The sequence below is a fragment of the Terrisporobacter petrolearius genome, assembly GCF_020748185.1.
In the GTDB taxonomy this organism is placed as follows: Bacteria; Bacillota; Clostridia; order Peptostreptococcales; family Peptostreptococcaceae; genus Terrisporobacter; species Terrisporobacter petrolearius.
Genome location: NZ_JAHZMO010000007.1, coordinates 14,103 through 34,434, shown reverse-complemented (window position 1 = coordinate 34,434; position 20,332 = coordinate 14,103). Strand labels below are relative to the sequence as shown.

Here is a 20,332-nt window from a genome sequence, read left to right as displayed (position 1 = left end):
TTATAATATTGTGGTAAAATATTTATAAAACTTATTGAAAACAGCAAATTAAGGGGGCAAAATAAATTGGAAAAACTAGATATTATAGATAAAGTAAATTACAAAAAAATGATGGAACACAGAAATAGCTTAACTGGTTTTGCAAAAGATATAGGTATAAAAATAACAGCAATCTCAAAAGGTTATGCTAAAGGAGAAATTGATATAAATAAAAGTCACTTAAATCCTGGAAATTCTGTTCATGGAGGATGTATTTTTACTTTGGCAGATACGGTGGGAGGAACTGCAGCATGGTCTAGAGGTAACTACGTGGTAACTACTTCCAGTAATATTACTTATTTAAACCCTGCCATAGAATCAAAAAAGCTAATAGCTATTGCCAAGGAGATTAAATTTGGCAAGAAGGTTCTAGTTTATGAGGTGGATATATGGGATGACAGTGAAAGGCTAATTGCCAAAGTTACTAATTCTTATTACAATATAGAAAAAAAATTAGATTTATAGTACAAATAAGTATTAATTAGAAATGAAAAGAGTGTATTAAAAAATAATACACTCTTTTATTATTCCAAAAAGTGACAATAATATAAAAAAATCAGATACAAATATAGATAATTACTTACAAATTCTGTATAATTAACTTAATTATTGTTAGGGAAAAGGAATATATTATGGAGGAATAGTGAATGGAAGATTTTAGGAGTAAATATACGGATATCCAGCTTGTAGAAAAAGACGAATTGGCTGAAGTATATGTGGCCATAAATAATGAAACACAGCAAAAAGTACGTATAAAAGTTCTAAGAAAAGAAAGCAATCATAAAAGATACATAAAAGATATAACAGAAAAAATAAATATGTTAAAAGATTTAAAACATGAAAACCTAATAGGAATAAATGGCATATTTAGTTTTGTAGAAAGAAATTATATTTATTACTATATAGAAACAGAGTATTTCAAAAGTAGAAGCATATGGAATAAAGTAGTATTTAGCAAGCTGACTTATAGAGAAAGTCTAAATATAATAAAGCAAATAGCAGAAGGATTAAAGGAGTTTCATCATAAATCATTAAGTCATGAAAATCTAGACACAGAGAACATTTTCATAGATTCACAAGGTCTTGTAAAAGTTGATGTGCTATCATATTTAGAGCAAAAATACGATGAGTCAGGAGAACTTATTGATGAAGATGACTTTGATGCTGGAAAAGAAGAAGATATTTATTCTATAGGTATTATTTTATACACGTTAATAACTAAGGATGTTGATTTTAGTTCAAGAAGGTTAAAGAAAAAAATTAAAGATGAAGAAATATTTAGTATTATATATAGTGCAACCACAGATAAAGCAGACTATATGTATGAAAACTTAAATGAGCTTATATTAGATGTAAGTTCTTATCTAGAAAGCCTACCAATGGATGTTGAAAAAACATTAGACGAAATTGATTCAGATGTAGAAGAAGAAAATGTACAAGAAGAGAGTGTGCAAGAGTATGATTCTAAATTAAAGAAAAGAAGACTAATTAAGAGAGTATGTGCTTGTGCAGCTGTGTTTCTACTTTTAGTAACAGGTGTAAAAGGCATAGAATTACTTAACAAGAACAAAAAAGAAAGTGTTAAAATTAAACCAACTACAGAGGTAGTAAAAGAAGAGCCAGTTAAAGAGGAACCTGTAGAGCCAGAAGAAAATACAGAAGTTGAAGAAGTTGATGTAGCAACTGATGCAGCAGACATTCAATCTAATGATGAAGATACATACCAAAATGATTATTATTCAGATGAAAATACTAATAATAGTAACAATGTAAATAACAATTACAACAATAATCATAATAGCAGTAGCAAGAACAACAATAATCATAATAATAATAATACTGGAAACAATAATGGTGGTAATAGTAGTGGTAGTGGTAATAATACAGTAGTACCACCATCTGAGGAAAATAATGGGGAATCTTCTAAACCAGAAGAAGGTAACTCAAATACTGGAGGAGAAGAAAAACCAAAACCTGACCCTAACCCAGAAGAAGGTAACGGTGGGGAAAGTGGCGGTAATGAATCAGACTCAGAAATAAATAGTGGAGTAGAATAAATTGATAAAATATTTACTGGAAATATTAAATAGAAAAAGTAAGGAGGAATTAAATTGAGTTGTATATTTTGTGAAATAGAAGATTATGTACTGGAAAATGACCTTGCTTATGCTATTTTCGATAAATTTCCAGCAACACCAGGTCATATGTTAGTAATACCAAAGCGCCACGTTGCAAATTTTTTTGATATAACAAAGCAAGAAAGAGAAGCTATCTTTGACTTAGTAGATAAAGGCAAAGAATTGCTAGATGAAAAATATAGTCCCGATGGATATAATGTGGGAGTCAATGTAAATGAAGCTGGTGGTCAAACAGTTTTTCATGTTCATATACATTTAATGCCTAGATTTACTGGAGATGTGGTAGACCCAACAGGTGGAGTAAGAGGTGCTATACCTAAATATATGAAATATAGTAAATAATAAAAGATTGAACAAAATAAAAAGGATCACTTCATTATTGAAGTAATCCTTTTTTATATTTAAAAAATATAAATATGGTAATATAAAAAAATTTATAATAAAGTATATATATTACAAAACTTTTTAAATTATATAAAACGTCTAATATATGAGAGGTGAACAAATGAAATGAAATTACTAAGCTTAGTAGAAAGAAAAAAAGAAAAACAAGTAAGGAAATATATAGTTGAAAACAAAGAATCTTTGTATAGATTTGCTCACACATATGTAAAAAATGAAGATGATGCACTGGATATAGTGCATGATGCTGTCTGCAAATCATTGGTTAATATAAACACTCTCAAAAACATAGATAGCATTAAACCTTGGATTTATCAAATAGTATCGAACTGTGCAATAGATTATATTAGAAAAAATAAAAAATATATGGCAATAAGTTATGAGATACAAGACGAAGATGCAATAGGGTATGATACATATGAAGATATAGACTTACAAGAGGCCTTGGAGAGATTACCTGAAAAGTACAGGCTTGTCATCGTGCTAAGATATTTTGAAGATATGAAAATAGGAGATATAGCTGAGATACTAAATGAAAATGAAAACACCATAAAAACAAGACTTTATAAAGGGTTATCAAAATTGAAAATAGATCTCGTTGAAGAGAAGGAGTGAAAGTTTTGAAAAAAGATAAAAAGATAGAAGTTTTGAAGAAAAACTATAATGACATAGAAATACCAGACAAACTGAATGATGTAGTAAATAATGCATTAAATACAAATAAAAATAAAAGAGGTAAGATTGCTATGTGGTCTACTGTGGCTGCATCAATATGTGTAATAATTGGAGCTGTTAATTTAAGTCCGGCCTTTGCAAATACTCTAGAGAATATACCTGTAATAGGAAATGTAATAAAAATTATAAATTTCAAGAATTATAGAATAAATAAAAATGGATATGATGTGTCTATTGATGTACCTAAGATAGAAGGATTAAAAGATAAGGAATTAGAATATAAGCTTAACAAAGAATTCGAAGCTGAAGGCAAAAAATTATATGATGAGTATTTAAATGAAGTAAAAGATTTAGAAGAACTAGGGGTAGAAGGCAGAAAATATGGAGAATCTTGGTACGAAGTAATAAATGAAAATGATGATGTTTTATCATTAGTAATTTATAATTACTACGCACAAGGTTCATCTAACACAACTAGAAAATTTTATAATATAGACAAGAAAAATCAAACAGTTTTGACATTGGAAGGAATGTTTAAAGGAAGTGACTATGTAGATGTTATAAGTAAAAATATTATAAGTCAAATGAGAGAAAGAACTAAAAAGAATCCAGAAGATGTATATTGGATTGATGGAGAAATAGACTACTTTACAAAAATAAATAAAGATCAAGGTTTTTATATAAATGATCAAAATGAAATAGTTATATGTTTTGACAAATACGAAGTTGCCCCAGGATCATCTGGTTTAGTAGAATTTACTATACCTAAAGATGTTACTAAGAAACTTATGAAATAGATTTATATGAAAATTTACAAAAGTCAAAAACCTAAAAGGGCAGAAATGCCCTTTTTTTATGGACACATTTATTAAGAAAACTTAATAAATTGTGGATAACTCCTACACCTGGCATTTTAAAAAGTTTTAGAAAAAAATAAAATTTTTTATATCAAATTTGTAACAAAAAACTTATTGAATAGTAATACCTAAGGGGTATATACTTAGTATGTCGACAAATTGTTACGTAAAAACACTAAAAGCGATAAAGTATGGCTTGGGATTAATAGAGGTAGGAGTTGAGAGTTATGAGGAATAGAAGAATAAACAAAAAAAAGGCATTGGTAGTCTTAGTAGCAGGATTAACTGTATTCGGAGTATTAAATAGAACATTGGCATATGTGGATAATCAAAGACAAATTAAAGCAGAAGAAGCAAGAATAGCAGAAGAAAAAAGAAAAGAAGAAGAAGAAAAGAAAAAATATGTAGTTGGAGTTAGTCATGAAGGTGAAAAATACTCTTACGATGCAAAGAAAGTATCAGAAAAATTAAGTAAGTATGATTATACTAATGATGGTAAAAAAATAGTATTTTTAACTTTTGATGATGGCACATCTAAAACTAACACACCAAAAGTATTAGATACTTTAAAGAATGAAGATGTAAAAGCAACATTCTTCTTAACTGGACAAAACATAGAAAATGGTGGACAAGAAGCCAAAGATCTTGTAAAAAGAGAATTTGATGAAGGTCACGCTATAGGAAACCATTCATATACTCATGATGTTAAAAAGTTATACCCAGGTAGAACTTTAGATATGGAAGCATTTAAAGAAGATTTTGATAAAAATGATAAGCTATTACAAGATATATTAGGTAAGTACTTCTCAACAAGAGTAATAAGATGCCCAGGGGGATATATGTCTTGGAAGGGTATGGAACCTTTAGATAAATATTTGGACGAAAATAATATGATATCTATTGACTGGTCATCTTTAAATGCAGATGCTGAAGGAAAAAGAAAAAATTCTCAAGAGCTACTTGATTATGCTATTAAAACTTCAAAAGGAAAAGAAATGGTAGTTTTATTAATGCATGACACTTATGGAAAAGAAGAAACAGCTAAAGCTTTACCAGATATAATAAAATACTTCAAAGATAATGGATACGAGTTCAGAACTTTATCATAAAAATGTATTTGAAGGATCCTGTAGATAGATTTAAACAAATCGATCTACAGGATTTTTTATTGTATATAGTAATTACGTAACAAAGTATGTATGAATTAATAGAAATAAAAAATTTATAACTTTGAGTAGGAAGAAAAAACCATACTGTATACAATTGTGCTACTATTAACTTAAATATTTTAGTTATTGTAAAAATTCACATTCTACAAAGGGGGATAATACAAATGGAAATAAAATTAAGAAAAGTTGGTATAATTGGTGTTGGTCATGTTGGAGCTCATGTGGCTTTTTCACTAGTAACTCAAGGACTAGTAGATGAACTTGTCTTAGTGGATAGTAATAAACAAAAAGCTATTAGTGAAAAACATGATTTACTAGATGCTACAACATATCTACCACATAGAATAAATGTAATTGCAGGGGAATATGAAGATTTAGCAGACTGCGACATAATAGTAAATAGTGTGGGAAAAATTTCAGAGTCTCGAGATAGATTAGATGAACTTCAACAAAGTGTAGATATGGTTGATTCATATATTAATAAAGTGATGAATGCTGGATTTAATGGCATAATAATAAATATTACAAATCCTTGTGATATAATAGCTTATCATATACAAAAGGTTACAGGCCTTCCTCACAATCAAGTTTTTGGAACAGGAACAGGTCTTGATAGCTCTAGATTTAGAAATGTGATGGCTCAGTGTACAGGAGTAGACCATAAGTCTATTGTAGGATACTCTTTAGGTGAGCATGGAGACTCTCAGATGATTCCTTGGTCAGCTGTAAATTTTGGTGGAAAACCACTAAGTGAATTGGAAAAAGAAAGACCAGAAACTTTTGGAAGTTTAGATAAAAAAGATATAACATACAAAACAATAAAAGGTGGATGGTTTACTTATGAAGGTAAGAAGTGTACAGAGTTTGGCATAGCATCCACAGCAGCTAGATTTATAAAAGGAATTTATCATGATGAAAAATTTGTAACAACAGCATCAACATTACTAGAAGGTCAGCACGGTGAAGAAGGATTATACATAAGTATTCCAGTAGTTATAGGAAAAAATGGAGTGGAAGATAAATATGAACTTAATTTAACAGAAGAAGAGTTAAAACAGTTCAAACATTCTTGTAGTGTAGTAAAGGAAAATATGTCTAAAATAAAATAGGTAAAAAAGCCTTCACTGAAATTCATTCATTGAAGGTTTTTTACTGGGGCAATTTAATTTTCATGAAACAGGTTGCATTTATTTGAAATAAAGGTAATATATACCTATAGATTAGTGAGACGGAGGATGAAAATGATAAATAAAAAATACAAAAGGCACATAGTTACTTTTTTAGCTGGGACTATGATAAGTAGTTTTTTATGTGGAACAATAATTGATGCAAAAGAAATAAGCAACACAAAAGTATCCCTACAAAAATCTACTGTAAAAGTAATTGATAGAGGAAAAGCAACCATAGATGGAGTTAGTGTAAGAAGTAAAAATTCAGCTAGTGGAAAATACTTAGGTAGCCTTCGTACTGGTGATAAGGTGGAAATAGTAGAGAAAACTAATAATGGCTGGTACAAAATCAAATACAAAAACTCTTATGCATATGTGGGTAAAAGTTTTATAAAACTTAGTAATACAAAAACTGTAGATAATGTATTAAATACAGGAACAGTTTATAATGCTAAAAAATTGACAGTAAGAGAAAGTTGCTCAACAAGTTCAAAAGTTTTAGGATATTTACCAAAAGATACAAAGGTGAATATTGTAAGAGCCACTTCAACAAATTGGTACAAAATAAAATATAAAAACTCTTATGCTTATGTAAAAGGAAGTTACATAAAACTTACCCCAAGTATTAAAGTTATTAGTAGAGGAACTATTAACGCCACATCTGTAAATGTGAGAAAAAGTGCTTCTACATCATCTACTAAATTGGGAAGCTTAAATAAAGGATCTAGAGTCCAAATAATAAAAAAACAATCAAATGGATGGTACAAAATTAGATATAAAGATTCAGATGCTTATGTTAGTAGTAACTATGTAAAGTTAAGTAATTCTAATTCAACTAATAGAAAGAATTTAAATGACTTTTTATTTGTTGGAGATTCATTTACTGCAAGAATGGAAAAAACTATAAAAGGTAGAAATGAAATGGTTTATGTTCATGCCCAAGGAGGAAGTAGGCCATCCTATTGGTTAGACAAAGTAGATGAAATGCCTGATAAAAATAGTACTGATAGTGTATCTTTATTAATAGGAGTAAATTGAGTGACTGTTTCCACAAATATAGTAGATACAAAAGCCCTTATAAATCAACTTGTTGCAAAATATCCAGACAAAACTATATATGTACAAAAAGTATTTCCTGTGGGTAAAAACTTTACAGAAAATAGCCCAACAAGTCACAACAAAGCTATTAATGAGTATAATAAACAACTTAAAGACTTTTGCTCAACAAAATCAAATGTTAAGCTGATAAATGCTACAAAAGGTTTTGTTGATAGTAAAGGATATCTTATTAGTACTTCTGATGGATTGCATATAGATAGTTCTAAAGAAGTAAAATTCTACAATAATATTTTTAGTGCTATAAAAAGCGCAGAGAAAAATTAAATAAGAAATTAAGAGAGATGCTTTCGTAGAAATTATGACTAAAGCATCTTTTTTCATTATGATGAAATTAAAAAAATAATTAATACTATGCAAATAAGATAGTCACTTATTTTCACAAAATTCATCAAAAAATTTTCGTGATATATTAAGTAAATATTTGACAAACTGTCAGAATGTTTTTACAATATAAATATAAATACTTAGTTTAGTCAATAAACTAAATCATAAGAATGGGTAATATTTTATAGTAAGATCTATAAAATAACTATTTTAAGGGAGAATGATATGAGTATAGAAAAAATGCAATTTGGCTCAACTAATGTTGGGGATAGCGTTTTCACATTTCGATTGAAAAATAGTAATAGTATGGAAGCCGTAGTTACTAATTATGGAGCTACATTAACAAGCCTTACTATTTCCAAGAACAATGAAAAAATAGACATGGTTCTTGGATACGATGATTTAAAAAATTATATTTCAAATCCAAAATTTTTTGGTTCGACTATTGGACCTAATTGTAATCGTATAAATAATGCATGCTTTATTTTAAATGATATAGAGTATAACTTAGAACAAAATGATAATAACAATAATTTACATAGCGGCGGTAAAGGATTTCACAATGTTGTGTGGAATTATTATATGAATGAAAAAGAAAATTATGTTGAATTTACTCATTTTAACTCGGATAGAGCTCAAGGTTTTCCGGGGAACTTAGTGGTAAAGGTTAGATATACTTTAACTGAAGACAATGAATTGAAATTATCTTATGAAGTAGTAAGTGATAAAGATACTGTTGTGAATTTAACTAATCACAGTTATTTCAATTTGTCAGGACATAAGAGCAAAGATGCAACTAATCAACAACTATGGATAAAATCTAAATACTTTACACCAGTAAAAGATAGTAAAGCCATACCAACAGGTGAAATTAAATCAGTAATAGGGACACCGATGGATTTCACAATTCCTAAAAAAATAAATTCTCACATTAATGAAAATTATAATCAACTACTATTTTGTGGTGGATATGACCATAACTTTGTAATAGATAAGAAAGAAGACGGAATAGAAAAAATAGCAGAACTTTATGATGAAACTACAAATATTGCTATGGAAGTATATTCAGATAGTGAAGGGGTACAGTTTTATGCAGGAAACTTTATTTCTGGAGGGCCTACAGGAAAAGACAATACAGTATATGAAGACAGATGCGGCATTTGTTTAGAAACTCAATATTTCCCAGATTCAATTAATAATGAAAATTTCAAATCTCCTATTTTGAAAGCAGGAGATAAGTATAAAAGTACCACTATTTATAAATTTATAAACAAATAAATAAGTATAAAATAGGTTGTTTTAATAAGGAAAAGATATTTTAAATTAGTTATTAATCAAATTAAATAACCTATTATTATAAAATATTAAAAAATTTAGGGGGAAAGCACTGATGAAAAAAATTTTTGGGAAAATATTAGCATTATCAATGAGTGTGATGCTAGTATTATCACTAACTGCATGTTCTAGTTCTGGTTCAGGATCTGGAGACAAAAAAGAAGGTGGAAAAATAGGTGTCGCTATGCCTACAAAAGATTTACAACGTTGGAACCAAGATGGTGAAAACATGAAAAAAGAATTAGAAGAAGCAGGATATGAGGTAGATTTACAGTATGCAAATAATGATATAGCTACTCAAGTTTCACAAATTGAAAATATGATAACTGGTGGATGCAAACTTTTAGTTATAGCATCTATAGATGGTGGTTCTTTAAGTACAGTTTTACAAGAAGCTAAAAATGAAGAAATACCTGTTATAGCATATGATCGTTTAATAATGGATACAGATGCAGTATCTTACTATGCTACCTTTGATAACCACAAAGTTGGCCAAATACAAGGTCAGTATATAGTTGATACTTTAAAATTAGATAAAGAAAAAGGACCTTTTAACTTAGAATTATTCACTGGTTCTTCTGATGATAACAACTGCCGCTTCTTCTTTGGTGGAGCTATGGAGGTATTACAAAAATACATAGATGAGGGAAAATTAGTTGTTCAATCTAAACAAACAAAATTAGAAGAAGTTGCTACTCCAAACTGGTCAACTGAAGAAGCTCAAAAGAGAATGGATAACATATTAACAGCTAACTACACAGGAAATAAAAAAGTAGACGTTGTATTATCTTCTAATGACTCTGTTGCAAATGGTATAACAAATGCTTTAAAAGCTGCTGGATATACAAAAGATAACTTCCCTGTATTAACAGGACAAGACTGTGATATAACTTCTGTTAAAAATATATTAAAGGGAACTCAATCAATGTCAGTATTCAAAGATACTCGTAAATTAGCAACTCAAGTTGTTAAAATGGTTGGACAAATAATGTCAGGTGAAAAAGTAGACGTAAATGATGAAAAATCATATGACAATGGAAAAGGTGTAGTACCAACTTACTTATGTGAGCCAGTATTCGCAGATAAAGAAAACTATAAAGAGTTATTAATAGACTCAGGATACTACACTGAAGATCAATTAAAATAGAATTGGCTTTGCTGTAGATAAAGCTAGGATTAAAAATTATTCATAAAGCAGATAATTTTTAATTTATTACTATAGGACAAATAAAATAGGGTAGATATAAGAGATTATATTTACCCTTCTAAGTTAAAGGGGAGAGGTAATTGGCTGAAATAATATTAGAAATGAGGAATATTACCAAGGAATTTCCTGGAGTTAAAGCTTTAGATAATGTAAACCTTCAAGTTGAGGAAGGAGAAATTCATGCTTTAGTTGGAGAAAATGGAGCTGGTAAATCTACTCTAATGAATGTACTAAGTGGTGTGTACCCTTATGGTAGTTATACGGGAGATATAGTTTACAAAGGTGAAGTTTGTAATTTTAAAGAAATAAAAGATAGTGAGAAAAAAGGTATAGTAATTATACATCAAGAACTAGCGTTAGTACCCTATATGAGTATAGGAGAAAACATATTTTTAGGGAATGAACAAGGCAAAAAAATGGCAATAGATTGGAATAAAACTTATTCCGATGCAGAAGGATTATTGGAAGTTGTAGGACTTCAAGAATCTTCACAAACTTTAATAAAAGATATAGGTGTAGGAAAGCAACAGTTAGTTGAAATAGCAAAAGCTTTATCAAAGAGTGTTAAACTTCTTATATTAGATGAACCGACAGCATCATTAAATGAACAAGAATCACAAAAATTACTAGATTTATTATTGGAATTTAAGAAAAAAGGAATGACTTCCATAATAATCTCACATAAATTGAATGAAATATCTTATGTTGCCGACAAAATAACAATTATTCGTGATGGATCCACTATAGAAACTTTGGATAAAAAAGCAGATGATTTTAGCGAAGAAAGAATAATTAAAGGAATGGTCGGTAGAGATTTAACTAATAGATTCCCAGTAAGAGAAAATATTCCAATTGGAGATGTTTGTTTTCAGGTGAAAGACTGGAACGTATACCATGAACAATTCTCGGGGCGTAAAGTAGTAGATAATGTTTCTATAAGTGTACGTAAAGGTGAGGTTGTAGGAATATCAGGGCTTATGGGAGCTGGCAGAACAGAACTTGCAATGAGTGTTTTTGGAAAAAGTTATGGCACAAATATTAGTGGACAAATTTTTATTAATGGAAAAGAAGTTAAATTAAATACTGTAAAAGATGCTATTTATAACCAATTAGCATATGTGTCAGAAGATAGAAAGGGAAATGGACTAATATTATCAAATCCTATTAGAGTTAATACAACTATGGCAAGAATGGATAAAATTAGTAATCACAATGTTATAAATAAAGATGAAGAGGTTAAAGTAGCTGAAGAATATAAACAAAAGCTAAAAACAAAGTGCACCTCTATAGAACAAAACGTAGGTAATCTTAGTGGAGGAAATCAACAAAAAGTATTATTAAGTAAGTGGATGTTTGCAGAGCCAGATATTCTAATACTTGATGAACCAACTCGTGGTATAGATGTAGGAGCAAAATACGAAATTTACTGTATAATAAATAAATTAGCTGCAGCAGGAAAGTCAGTAATTATGATTTCGTCTGAATTACCAGAGATACTAGGAATGAGTGACCGTATTTATGTTATGAATGAAGGTAAAATTGTGGGAGAGCTTAACAAAGAAGAAGCAGACCAAGAAATTATAATGTCATGTATTTTGAAATCAAGTCAAGGAGCGTAGAGTTATGGAAAAAGCAAAAGAATTTAATAGTATGGACAAACTGAAAGTTTTTATGAAAAAAAATACCATGCTGATAGCTTTGGTTATAGTTACGTTGTTTTTCCAATTTAAAACTGGTGGAACACTTCTAGCACCAAGAAACGTTACAAACTTAATATCTCAAAATGGTTATGTTGTTATACTTGCTGTTGGGATGTTAATGTGTATATTAACAGGTGGTAACATAGACTTATCTGTTGGTTCTATAGTAGCCTTAGTTGGAGCATTGGCAGGAACATTAATAGTAACTAAAGGTATGAATGTATATTTAGCCATTGCTATATGTTTAGCAGTAGGTATATTGATAGGTATATGGCAAGGATTTTGGATTGCATATGTTAGAATACCGGCTTTCATAGTAACACTATCAGGTATGTTACTTTGGAGAGGTGTAGCCTTAATGATATTAGGTGGATTAACTATTTCACCATTCCCAGAAAAATATTTAAATTTATTTAATAGTTATATACCAGATCCTTTTGGTGGTCAGATCAACATTATGTGTATGATAGTAGCTATAGTAGTTTGTGTTGTCTTAGTATGTACTGAACTTGTAAGTAGGAAAAATAGAAGTAAAAAAGGTTATAATACAGGAAGTATGGCACAACTTTTAACTAAATTAGTAGTAATTTGTGCATTAATAGTATTTGCAGGATACAAGTTAGCAAATCATAAAGGTATACCAACTATACTAGTATTATTAGCAGCAGTAGTACTTATTTACTCATATTATACATCAAGAACTGTTAATGGTAGATACTTATATGCAGTTGGTGGAAATGAAAAAGCTGCAAAATTAAGTGGTATAGATACAAATAAAGTATTATTTAAATCTTATGTAAATATGGCATTTTTAAGTGCAGTGGCGGCTTTAATGTGTGTTGCTCGTTTCAACTCTTCTGCACCTACAGCAGGTATGAACTATGAATTAGATGCAATAGGAGCTTGTTTTATAGGTGGAGCATCAGCTTATGGTGGAACAGGAACAGTTGGAGGAGCAGTAATAGGTGCCATATTTATGGGTGTATTAAATAATGGTATGTCAATAATGGGTATAGATGCAAATATGCAAAAAGCAGTAAAAGGTTTAGTTTTACTTGCAGCAGTAGCATTTGATGTTATATCTAAGAAAAGAAAAGAATCTAAGTAGACAAAATTGGCTATGCTCATAGTGCCAACGAGTTATCTTTGCTCCGCGGCAGATAACTACGTTGCTTAAATAAAAAAGCAAATATGAAGTTAATCATATTTGCTACTTAGAGCTAAGTTATTAATTTTAAGGAAGTTTTTACTAATAATGTAAACGCCACCTAATAAAATAGAATTATTTTGAAGTGTTGTTGGAACTATGTTTATATACTTAGACATACGGCTGTTCATACTATTTTTTATCTTTTCTATTATGTTAGGAAGATAAGTAGTTACGGCACTGTTTATGATAATAATATGAGGGTTGAAAGTATTTAAAATATTATTTACAGCTATAGACATATAATCAATAAAAGATTTAATAACTTGATTAGCTTCTATGTCTCCATATAAATAATCTGAAATTAGAACATCAATATCTTTTATCTCTGAATCTTTTAGTTGAGAGTAATGTCGAAGAAGAGATGTTTCAGATACATATTGCTCTAAGCAACCATTATTACCACATGGACAAGGTTTTCCGTTTGGGACCACAATAGAATGACCAAACTCACCAGCAAAACCATTATAACCTGTATAAAGTTTATTATCTATAATTATACCAAGACCAACTCCCGTATGTATACTTATATTTACTATATTGGAATAATCATTGAAGAAAGCTTTTTCACCTATAACAGATAGATTAGCTTCATTTTCTATATACACAGGAATATTAAAAGTATTGTTTAGATCAGAAGCTATATCTAGCCCAGTCAAATTGTAATAAGGTGTAAATATAATTTCATTATTAAAGGTAATACCATGAATACCAACAGTGATTCCAACAACACCGTATTTTGAATCAGGAACTAAAGTTATAATATGTTTTATTATGGCTTTAAGTTTTTCTAAAAGTGTTTCAGAATCCAAATTATTTTTATAATGAGAAGAGTAAATTTTCTCACCTTTTAAATCTGAAAGGTACACAGCAATATACTCTGCGTTTAAATCTATGGAAATAGCATAAGCACATTTTTGATTGAAGCATAAAAGTATAGGCTTACGACCTACGTGAGTATCTTTACTTCCAATTTCAACTACTAAAGAATGGTCAATCAAATCTTGTACAATTGCAGAAATAGTGGCTTTAGTCAAATTCAGCTTCTTAGAAAGATCTGCACGAGATATGGGACCATAGTTTAAAATAGATTCAAGTATAAGATTGTTATTAATATTTCTAATTAATTCTTGACTTGCAGCAGGCATGTTAATCTCCTTTTACTAAATATAATGTTTAATATTATTTTAGCACATAAAGAAGATATATAGGATTAATTAGAAAATAGCAAGTAAAGGGGAAAAAAGGTTTAAATATCTCATAAAAAAGTATTATATTTTAAAATATTATTTAATTAGTTCAATCAATAAACAAATGGAGGAATGTTAATTATGAGTACAATAGTGGAAACAAAAACATATTTCAAAGGAATTGAAAAAGTAAATTATGAAGGGGCAACAAGCAAAAATCCTTTAGCTTTCAAATACTATAATCCAGACGAAGTGGTGATGGGTAAAACAATGAAAGAACACTGTAGATTTGCTATGAGTTATTGGCATACATTAACATATATGGGAAATGACCCATTTGGTGGAGCAACTATGCACAGACCTTGGGATCAAAGAGAAGATGCTATGGAAAAAGCAAAAGAAAGAGTGCATGCATCCTTTGAATTTATGGAAAAAATGCAGATACCATTCTTCTGCTTCCACGATGTGGACGTAGCTCCAAGAGGAAAAACTTTAGCAGAAACTAATGCTAACCTTGATGAAATAGTTGAAGTAATAAAAGAAGAAATGAAAAGAACAGGAATCAAATGTTTATGGGGAACTACAAACGCATTTGGCGATGATAAATTTGTTCATGGAGCTGGAACTTCTTGCAATGCAACAGTATTTGCTTATGCAGCAGCTCAAATCAAAAAAGCTATGGATGTAACAAAGGAATTAGGAGGAGTTAACTATGTATTCTGGGGTGGAAGAGAAGGATATGAAACACTTCTAAACACTGATACTGGATTAGAACTTGATAACTTAGCAAGACTTTTACAAATGGCAGTAGATTATAAGAAAGAAATAGGATTCGAAGGACAATTATTAATAGAACCAAAGCCAAAAGAGCCAACTAAACATCAATATGATTTTGATGCTGCAACAGTTTTAGCATTCTTAAGAAAATATAACTTACAAAATGACTTTAAATTAAATATAGAAGCTAACCATGCTACACTTGCAGGTCACACATTCCAACATGAATTAAATCAATGTAGAATAAATGGAGTATTAGGAAGTGTTGATGCTAACCAAGGAGACTTAATGTTAGGATGGGATACAGACCAATTCCCAACAAACATATATGATACTACATTAGCTATGTATGAAATATTATTAGACGGAGGATTTGACAAAGGTGGATTAAACTTTGACTCTAAAGTTCGTAGAGCTTCTTTTGAAGAATCTGATTTATTCTATTCTTATATAGCAGGTATGGATGCTTTTGCTAGAGGGTTAAAAGTTGCAGCTAGACTAATAGAAGATAGAGTGTTTGAAGATTTCAAAGAAAGAAGATATGCTTCTTATAAAGAAGGTTTAGGAAAAGATATAATAGATGGAAAAGTTGGATTTAAAGAATTGGAAGCTTATGCTCTAGAAAATGGAGTAACTCCAAATGTTTCAGGAAGACAAGAATTATTGGAAAGTAGACTAAATCAATATATAATGGAAACTAAATAGTAAAGTATTTTAAAGGTTGTAATAAATATGGCTTCTGCTTTCTTTACTACAACCTTTTTTATTTATTAGGAAATTAGGGAAAATTAAGTAATATAAATTTAGAATGTAAAACTTTAGAAAATAATGTGCAGGGGGATGCTTATGTATTATATAGGTATAGATTTGGGAACTTCAGCAGTAAAATTACTTTTAATGGATGGTAGTGGCAAAATATGCAATATTGTATCAAAAGAATATCCGCTATATTTTCCAAGGCCAGGATGGTCTGAACAAAATCCAGAAGATTGGTATGCACAAACTATAGCAGGCTTAAAAGAATTAATAAAAGATATAGATAAAAACCAGGTAGGTGCAATCAGCTTTGGTGGCCAAATGCATGGGCTTGTTATTTTAGATGAAAATGATGATGTAATAAGACCAGCTCTTCTTTGGAACGATGGAAGAACAAAAGAAGAATGTGACTATTTAAATGAAGTAATAGGTAAAGAAACTTTGTCAAAATATACAGCAAACATATCTTTCACAGGATTTACTGCACCTAAAATATTATGGGTAAAAAATAAAGAACCACAAAACTTTGCAAAAATTAAAAAGATAATGTTACCTAAGGATTACATAGCTTACAAATTAAGTGGTGTTCATTGCACAGATGTGTCAGATGCTTCAGGAATGTTAATATTTGATGTAAAAAATAGATGTTGGTCAAAAGAAATGATAGACATTTGTAGAATAAAAGAAGAGCAGTTAGCAAAAGTTTATGAAAGCTATGAAGTTGTGGGAAATGTAACTGATGAAATAGCTAAAGAGCTAGAAATACCAAATACAGTAAAAATTGTGGCAGGAGCTGGGGACAATGCAGCAGCAGCCATAGGTACAGGTACTGTGGGAGATGGTAGATGTAATATATCTCTTGGGACATCAGGAACTATATTTATATCTTCTAAAAACTTTGGGGTAGATTCAAATAATGCTCTACATTCTTTTGATCATGCTGATGGCAATTATCATTTGATGGGATGTATGTTAAGTGCAGCCTCTTGTAATAAATGGTGGAGTGAAGAAGTTTTAAATACAAAAGATTATGCTAAAGAACAAGAATATATTACTAAACTGGGAGAAAACAATGTTTACTTCTTACCATATTTAATGGGTGAAAGATCTCCTCACAATAATCCAAATGCTAGAGGAACATTTATAGGAATGAGTATGGATACTTCTAGAAGTGATATGACTCAAGCAGTTTTGGAAGGTGTTGCCTTTGCTCTTAGGGATTCATTAGAAGTGGCAAAATCACTAGGTATAAATATAGAAAGAACAAAAATCTGTGGTGGTGGAGCAAAGAGTCCATTATGGAAGAAGATTATTTCAAACGTACTTAATTTAAAAGTGGATATGATAGAAAGTGAAGAAGGTCCAGCGTTAGGTGGGGCCATACTTGCAGCTGTAGCTTGTAATGAGTTTGAAAGTATTGAAGATGCAGTTAATAAATTAGTAAAAGTAACAGAGACTATAGAACCAGAAAAAGAATTAGTGGAAAAATATGAAGATAGATATAATAAGTTTAAAAAAATCTATCCAACAGTTAAAAATCTATACGATGAATTAATATAAAAAATAAGGATGATGATAATTTTTAATTATCATCATTATTTTTTTGTTTTCACACAAAATTAATGATAGGTAAAACCTATAATAGTCATAAGAACTTACGATGTATAAATATCCTTTTTAATGTGAAAATAGGGGGTATGCTATGGTATAATTTACTAATTGAAGTAAACTGGACTATAAAAGGGAGTGAACGCAATGAATAATTTAAACAAAGAGTTATTAGCTGAAATAGCTGATTTTAGATCAATGGGTCACAGATTTGAAAGAAAAGAAATATCTGCCCTAGAATTTAAGGGTACTTCAGGTGGAATGGGTGTATATGCACATCGTGGTGGAGAAGAGTTCATGATAAGACTTAGAATACCATCTGGAATATTAAACGTTGAGCAACTAAAATTAATTTATAAATTTGCCAGTGAAAGAAACTTAGATAGTGTACATACTACTACACGTCAAGCTGTTCAATTACATGGCTTAAGTATGGACGAAGTTTGCGATATAATGGAAGAAGCACTTCAAAACAACATATATACAAGAGGTGGAGGAGGAAACTTCCCAAGAAATGTTTCTATTTCACCCCTAAGTGGAGTTGATAAAGAAGAAGCTTTTGATGTAAGCCAATATGCTAAAGCAGTAAACGAGCATTTTATGAAAAAAATAACTACTTACAAATTACCTAGAAAGTTAAAAGTATCTTTTTCAAGTAGTGAAAGTGATAGAGGTAATGCTCAAATAGCAGATTTAGGATTTATAGCTACTAAAAAGGATGACAAAGAATTTTTCAAAGTTTATTTAACAGGTGGACTTGGAAAAAATCCTCTTAAATCAGCTGAATTTGGAGAGTTAATAAGACCAGAAGATGTTTTATATCATGTAGAAGCTATTACTAATTTATTTATTGAGCAAGGGGATTACTCAAATAAAAATAAAGCTCGTACTAGATATATACAAGCAAGAATGGGTGAAGAAGCATTAATAGAGTGTTATAAAAAACATTTAGCTCAAGTTATGGAAAAAGAAAATCTAGATTTAATTGTAAATAAAAAAGAATACAACAAAAAGGGTATAAAAACTAATTTAGTTCATCCTAGATTAATAGAACAAAAACAAGAAGGACTATATACAGTTTATTTCCATCCAATTGGAGGAATCTTAAAATTAGATACTTTAAAATACATAATCCACAATATAGAAAATGTAGAAGACGTTGAAATAAGATTATCAATGAGTGAAGGTATATATATAAGAAACTTAAATGGAATTGAAGCAAAAGAATTAATAGAAGGTACTCAAAACTTAGGAGGAGAAACTCTATTAGCTCAAAGTACAGCATGTATAGGTGTACCAACATGCCAAATGGGTATTGGTCATAGTCAATACTTACTAAATGAAATATTAGAGTATTTTAAATCAAAAGGTTTAGAAAAAGATATATTACCATCAATTCGTATTTCTGGATGTAACAATTCATGTGGAACACACCAAATAGGAACTCTTGGTTTTGCTGGTAAGAAAAAAAGAGTTAATGATGTCTCAAAAGAAGCATTTGAACTTCATATGGATGGAAGACATGGAAAAGATGGAGCAGTTTTAGGTAAAAAAGTTGGAGATATAATAAGAGAAGATATTCCTAAGTTTTTATATGATTTAGCTTTGGAAATAGATAATTCAAAAACAACATATGAAGAATTTATAAAAAATAATAGAGAAGATCTAGATAAAATAATAAATAAATATTTAGCATAGTACTAAGAGAGTGTAAAGTAATTTACACTCTTTTTTCATAAAATCCTTGACTTAGAAATTCAAAGGATTACTAAGTCAAGGTAATCGACAAGATGGATAAATAAAAACATATACGACAAATTTAGTCACATTATCTATTATTTTGTAGTATATATAAATAGGCTACTAAAAAATAAGGTGATATATTGTGGCAAATAAAAATTGCAATAGAAAAAATCTCCTGATTAAAGAATTTAAACATGATTGGGATGAACTAAATATATCCTTTAAATCACTAATTATGGTGGGAATAGTATTATTTTTAGTGGTAGTATTAATTGCCTTTTTCAGTGATGGAGGTAATGGAATTAAAAATTCCTTGGAAGTAGCATTTCGATCAACTTTAGCCTCCGTATTTGGATTTCTCTTAAGCTCTAATATTAAGTTTAATAAAAAAGAGAAAAAAATAAAAATTGAAGAGATAAAAGGTGAACTAAACAAGCTAGAACAAGAACTAGATAATTTAGATGAAGATTTAGGAAAAGAAAATACACAATGTGAATTAGAACCATATTACAGTTATAAAGATATTAATCTAGTTCAAATAACTATAGCACTGGGAATATCTATAATATGTATATCTGTTTTAAGTATTTTAATGCTAACTAATAATTTAGAAAATATGCAAACTATATCTCAAATTAGAGATTTGATGTGTAGTTCAATTGGATTTTTAATAGGTGAATCTGGTAAAAAGTAGATATACATTATCATATATTTTTTTTATAAAAGCCCGACTAAGTAGATAATATAAATAATCTATTTAGCCGGGTTTTAATTTTTATATAAATTTACCTTGACTTGGAGTCTACTCCAAGGGTTATCATAAAATTAAAATAGTGAAATTTTATAAAGTGATAAAATAAATAATTAAAGTTATGAAAAAAATTATAAAATATGTAAATTATAAGAATATGAAAGGA

General features: G+C 29.5%; 18 protein-coding genes. 17 read left to right on the top strand and 1 reads right to left on the bottom strand.

The window, feature by feature from the left end; translation table 11 throughout:
• Positions 1-66 precede the first annotated feature (66 nt).
• From K0040_RS06115 to mmsB, 13 genes are all read left to right on the top strand, one after another.
• Positions 67-504: a PaaI family thioesterase gene (locus K0040_RS06115; RefSeq protein ID WP_228108043.1), complete on the top strand. Its 438-nt coding sequence runs from the start codon at positions 67-69 to the stop codon at positions 502-504.
• A 182-nt stretch (positions 505-686) separates the two neighbouring features.
• Positions 687-2,096: a protein kinase domain-containing protein gene (locus tag K0040_RS06110; protein ID WP_228108042.1), complete on the top strand. Its 1,410-nt coding sequence runs from the start codon at positions 687-689 to the stop codon at positions 2,094-2,096.
• 54 nt (positions 2,097-2,150) lie between these two features.
• On the top strand, positions 2,151-2,519 hold the full coding sequence (locus K0040_RS06105) for an HIT family protein (protein ID WP_228108041.1): 369 nt from the start codon (positions 2,151-2,153) through the stop codon (positions 2,517-2,519).
• Positions 2,520-2,687: 168 nt separating this feature from the next.
• On the top strand, positions 2,688-3,194 hold the full coding sequence (gene sigV / locus K0040_RS06100) for an RNA polymerase sigma factor SigV (protein ID WP_228108040.1): 507 nt from the start codon (positions 2,688-2,690) through the stop codon (positions 3,192-3,194).
• A gap of 5 nt (positions 3,195-3,199) precedes the next feature.
• On the top strand, positions 3,200-4,051 hold the full coding sequence (gene rsiV / locus K0040_RS06095; protein ID WP_228108039.1) for an anti-sigma-V factor RsiV: 852 nt from the start codon (positions 3,200-3,202) through the stop codon (positions 4,049-4,051).
• 287 nt (positions 4,052-4,338) lie between these two features.
• Positions 4,339-5,220 carry a polysaccharide deacetylase family protein gene (locus tag K0040_RS06090; RefSeq protein ID WP_228108038.1) on the top strand — a complete coding sequence of 294 codons (882 nt, stop codon included), beginning with the start codon at positions 4,339-4,341 and terminating at the stop codon, positions 5,218-5,220.
• Positions 5,221-5,444: 224 nt separating this feature from the next.
• Positions 5,445-6,389, top strand: coding sequence for an L-lactate dehydrogenase (locus tag K0040_RS06085; RefSeq protein WP_228108037.1), 945 nt, complete (start codon positions 5,445-5,447; stop codon positions 6,387-6,389).
• 132 nt (positions 6,390-6,521) lie between these two features.
• Positions 6,522-7,487, top strand: a complete 966-nt coding sequence (locus K0040_RS06080) for an SH3 domain-containing protein (RefSeq protein WP_228108036.1) — start codon at positions 6,522-6,524, stop codon at positions 7,485-7,487.
• Complete coding sequence (locus tag K0040_RS06075) at positions 7,488-7,832, top strand: SGNH/GDSL hydrolase family protein (RefSeq protein WP_228108035.1); 345 nt, start codon at positions 7,488-7,490, stop codon at positions 7,830-7,832. It begins immediately after the preceding gene.
• A gap of 285 nt (positions 7,833-8,117) precedes the next feature.
• A complete protein-coding gene (locus K0040_RS06070; RefSeq protein WP_228108034.1) occupies positions 8,118-9,170 on the top strand; it encodes an aldose epimerase family protein in 1,053 nt (350 codons plus the stop codon).
• Positions 9,171-9,282: 112 nt separating this feature from the next.
• Entirely contained in the window at positions 9,283-10,374 is a 1,092-nt protein-coding gene (gene chvE, locus K0040_RS06065) for a multiple monosaccharide ABC transporter substrate-binding protein (protein WP_265588817.1), read from the top strand.
• 140 nt (positions 10,375-10,514) lie between these two features.
• Complete coding sequence (gene mmsA / locus K0040_RS06060; protein ID WP_228108033.1) at positions 10,515-12,053, top strand: multiple monosaccharide ABC transporter ATP-binding protein; 1,539 nt, start codon at positions 10,515-10,517, stop codon at positions 12,051-12,053.
• A gap of 4 nt (positions 12,054-12,057) precedes the next feature.
• On the top strand, positions 12,058-13,242 hold the full coding sequence (gene mmsB / locus K0040_RS06055; protein WP_228108032.1) for a multiple monosaccharide ABC transporter permease: 1,185 nt from the start codon (positions 12,058-12,060) through the stop codon (positions 13,240-13,242).
• Positions 13,243-13,331: 89 nt separating this feature from the next.
• Here mmsB and K0040_RS06050 read toward each other — a convergent pair whose 3' ends face one another.
• On the bottom strand, positions 13,332-14,489 hold the full coding sequence (locus K0040_RS06050; protein ID WP_228108031.1) for an ROK family transcriptional regulator: 1,158 nt from the start codon (positions 14,487-14,489) through the stop codon (positions 13,332-13,334).
• Positions 14,490-14,672: 183 nt separating this feature from the next.
• On the opposite strand from K0040_RS06050, the gene xylA reads away from it, so the two are divergent.
• From xylA to K0040_RS06030, 4 genes are all read left to right on the top strand, one after another.
• Positions 14,673-16,013 carry a xylose isomerase gene (gene xylA, locus K0040_RS06045; RefSeq protein ID WP_228108030.1) on the top strand — a complete coding sequence of 447 codons (1,341 nt, stop codon included), beginning with the start codon at positions 14,673-14,675 and terminating at the stop codon, positions 16,011-16,013.
• 141 nt (positions 16,014-16,154) lie between these two features.
• Positions 16,155-17,624, top strand: coding sequence for a xylulokinase (gene xylB, locus K0040_RS06040; RefSeq protein WP_228108029.1), 1,470 nt, complete (start codon positions 16,155-16,157; stop codon positions 17,622-17,624).
• Between the two features lie 195 nt (positions 17,625-17,819).
• Entirely contained in the window at positions 17,820-19,370 is a 1,551-nt protein-coding gene (locus tag K0040_RS06035; protein ID WP_228108028.1) for a nitrite/sulfite reductase, read from the top strand.
• Between the two features lie 187 nt (positions 19,371-19,557).
• Positions 19,558-20,109 carry a hypothetical protein gene (locus K0040_RS06030; protein WP_228108027.1) on the top strand — a complete coding sequence of 184 codons (552 nt, stop codon included), beginning with the start codon at positions 19,558-19,560 and terminating at the stop codon, positions 20,107-20,109.
• Positions 20,110-20,332 lie beyond the last annotated feature (223 nt).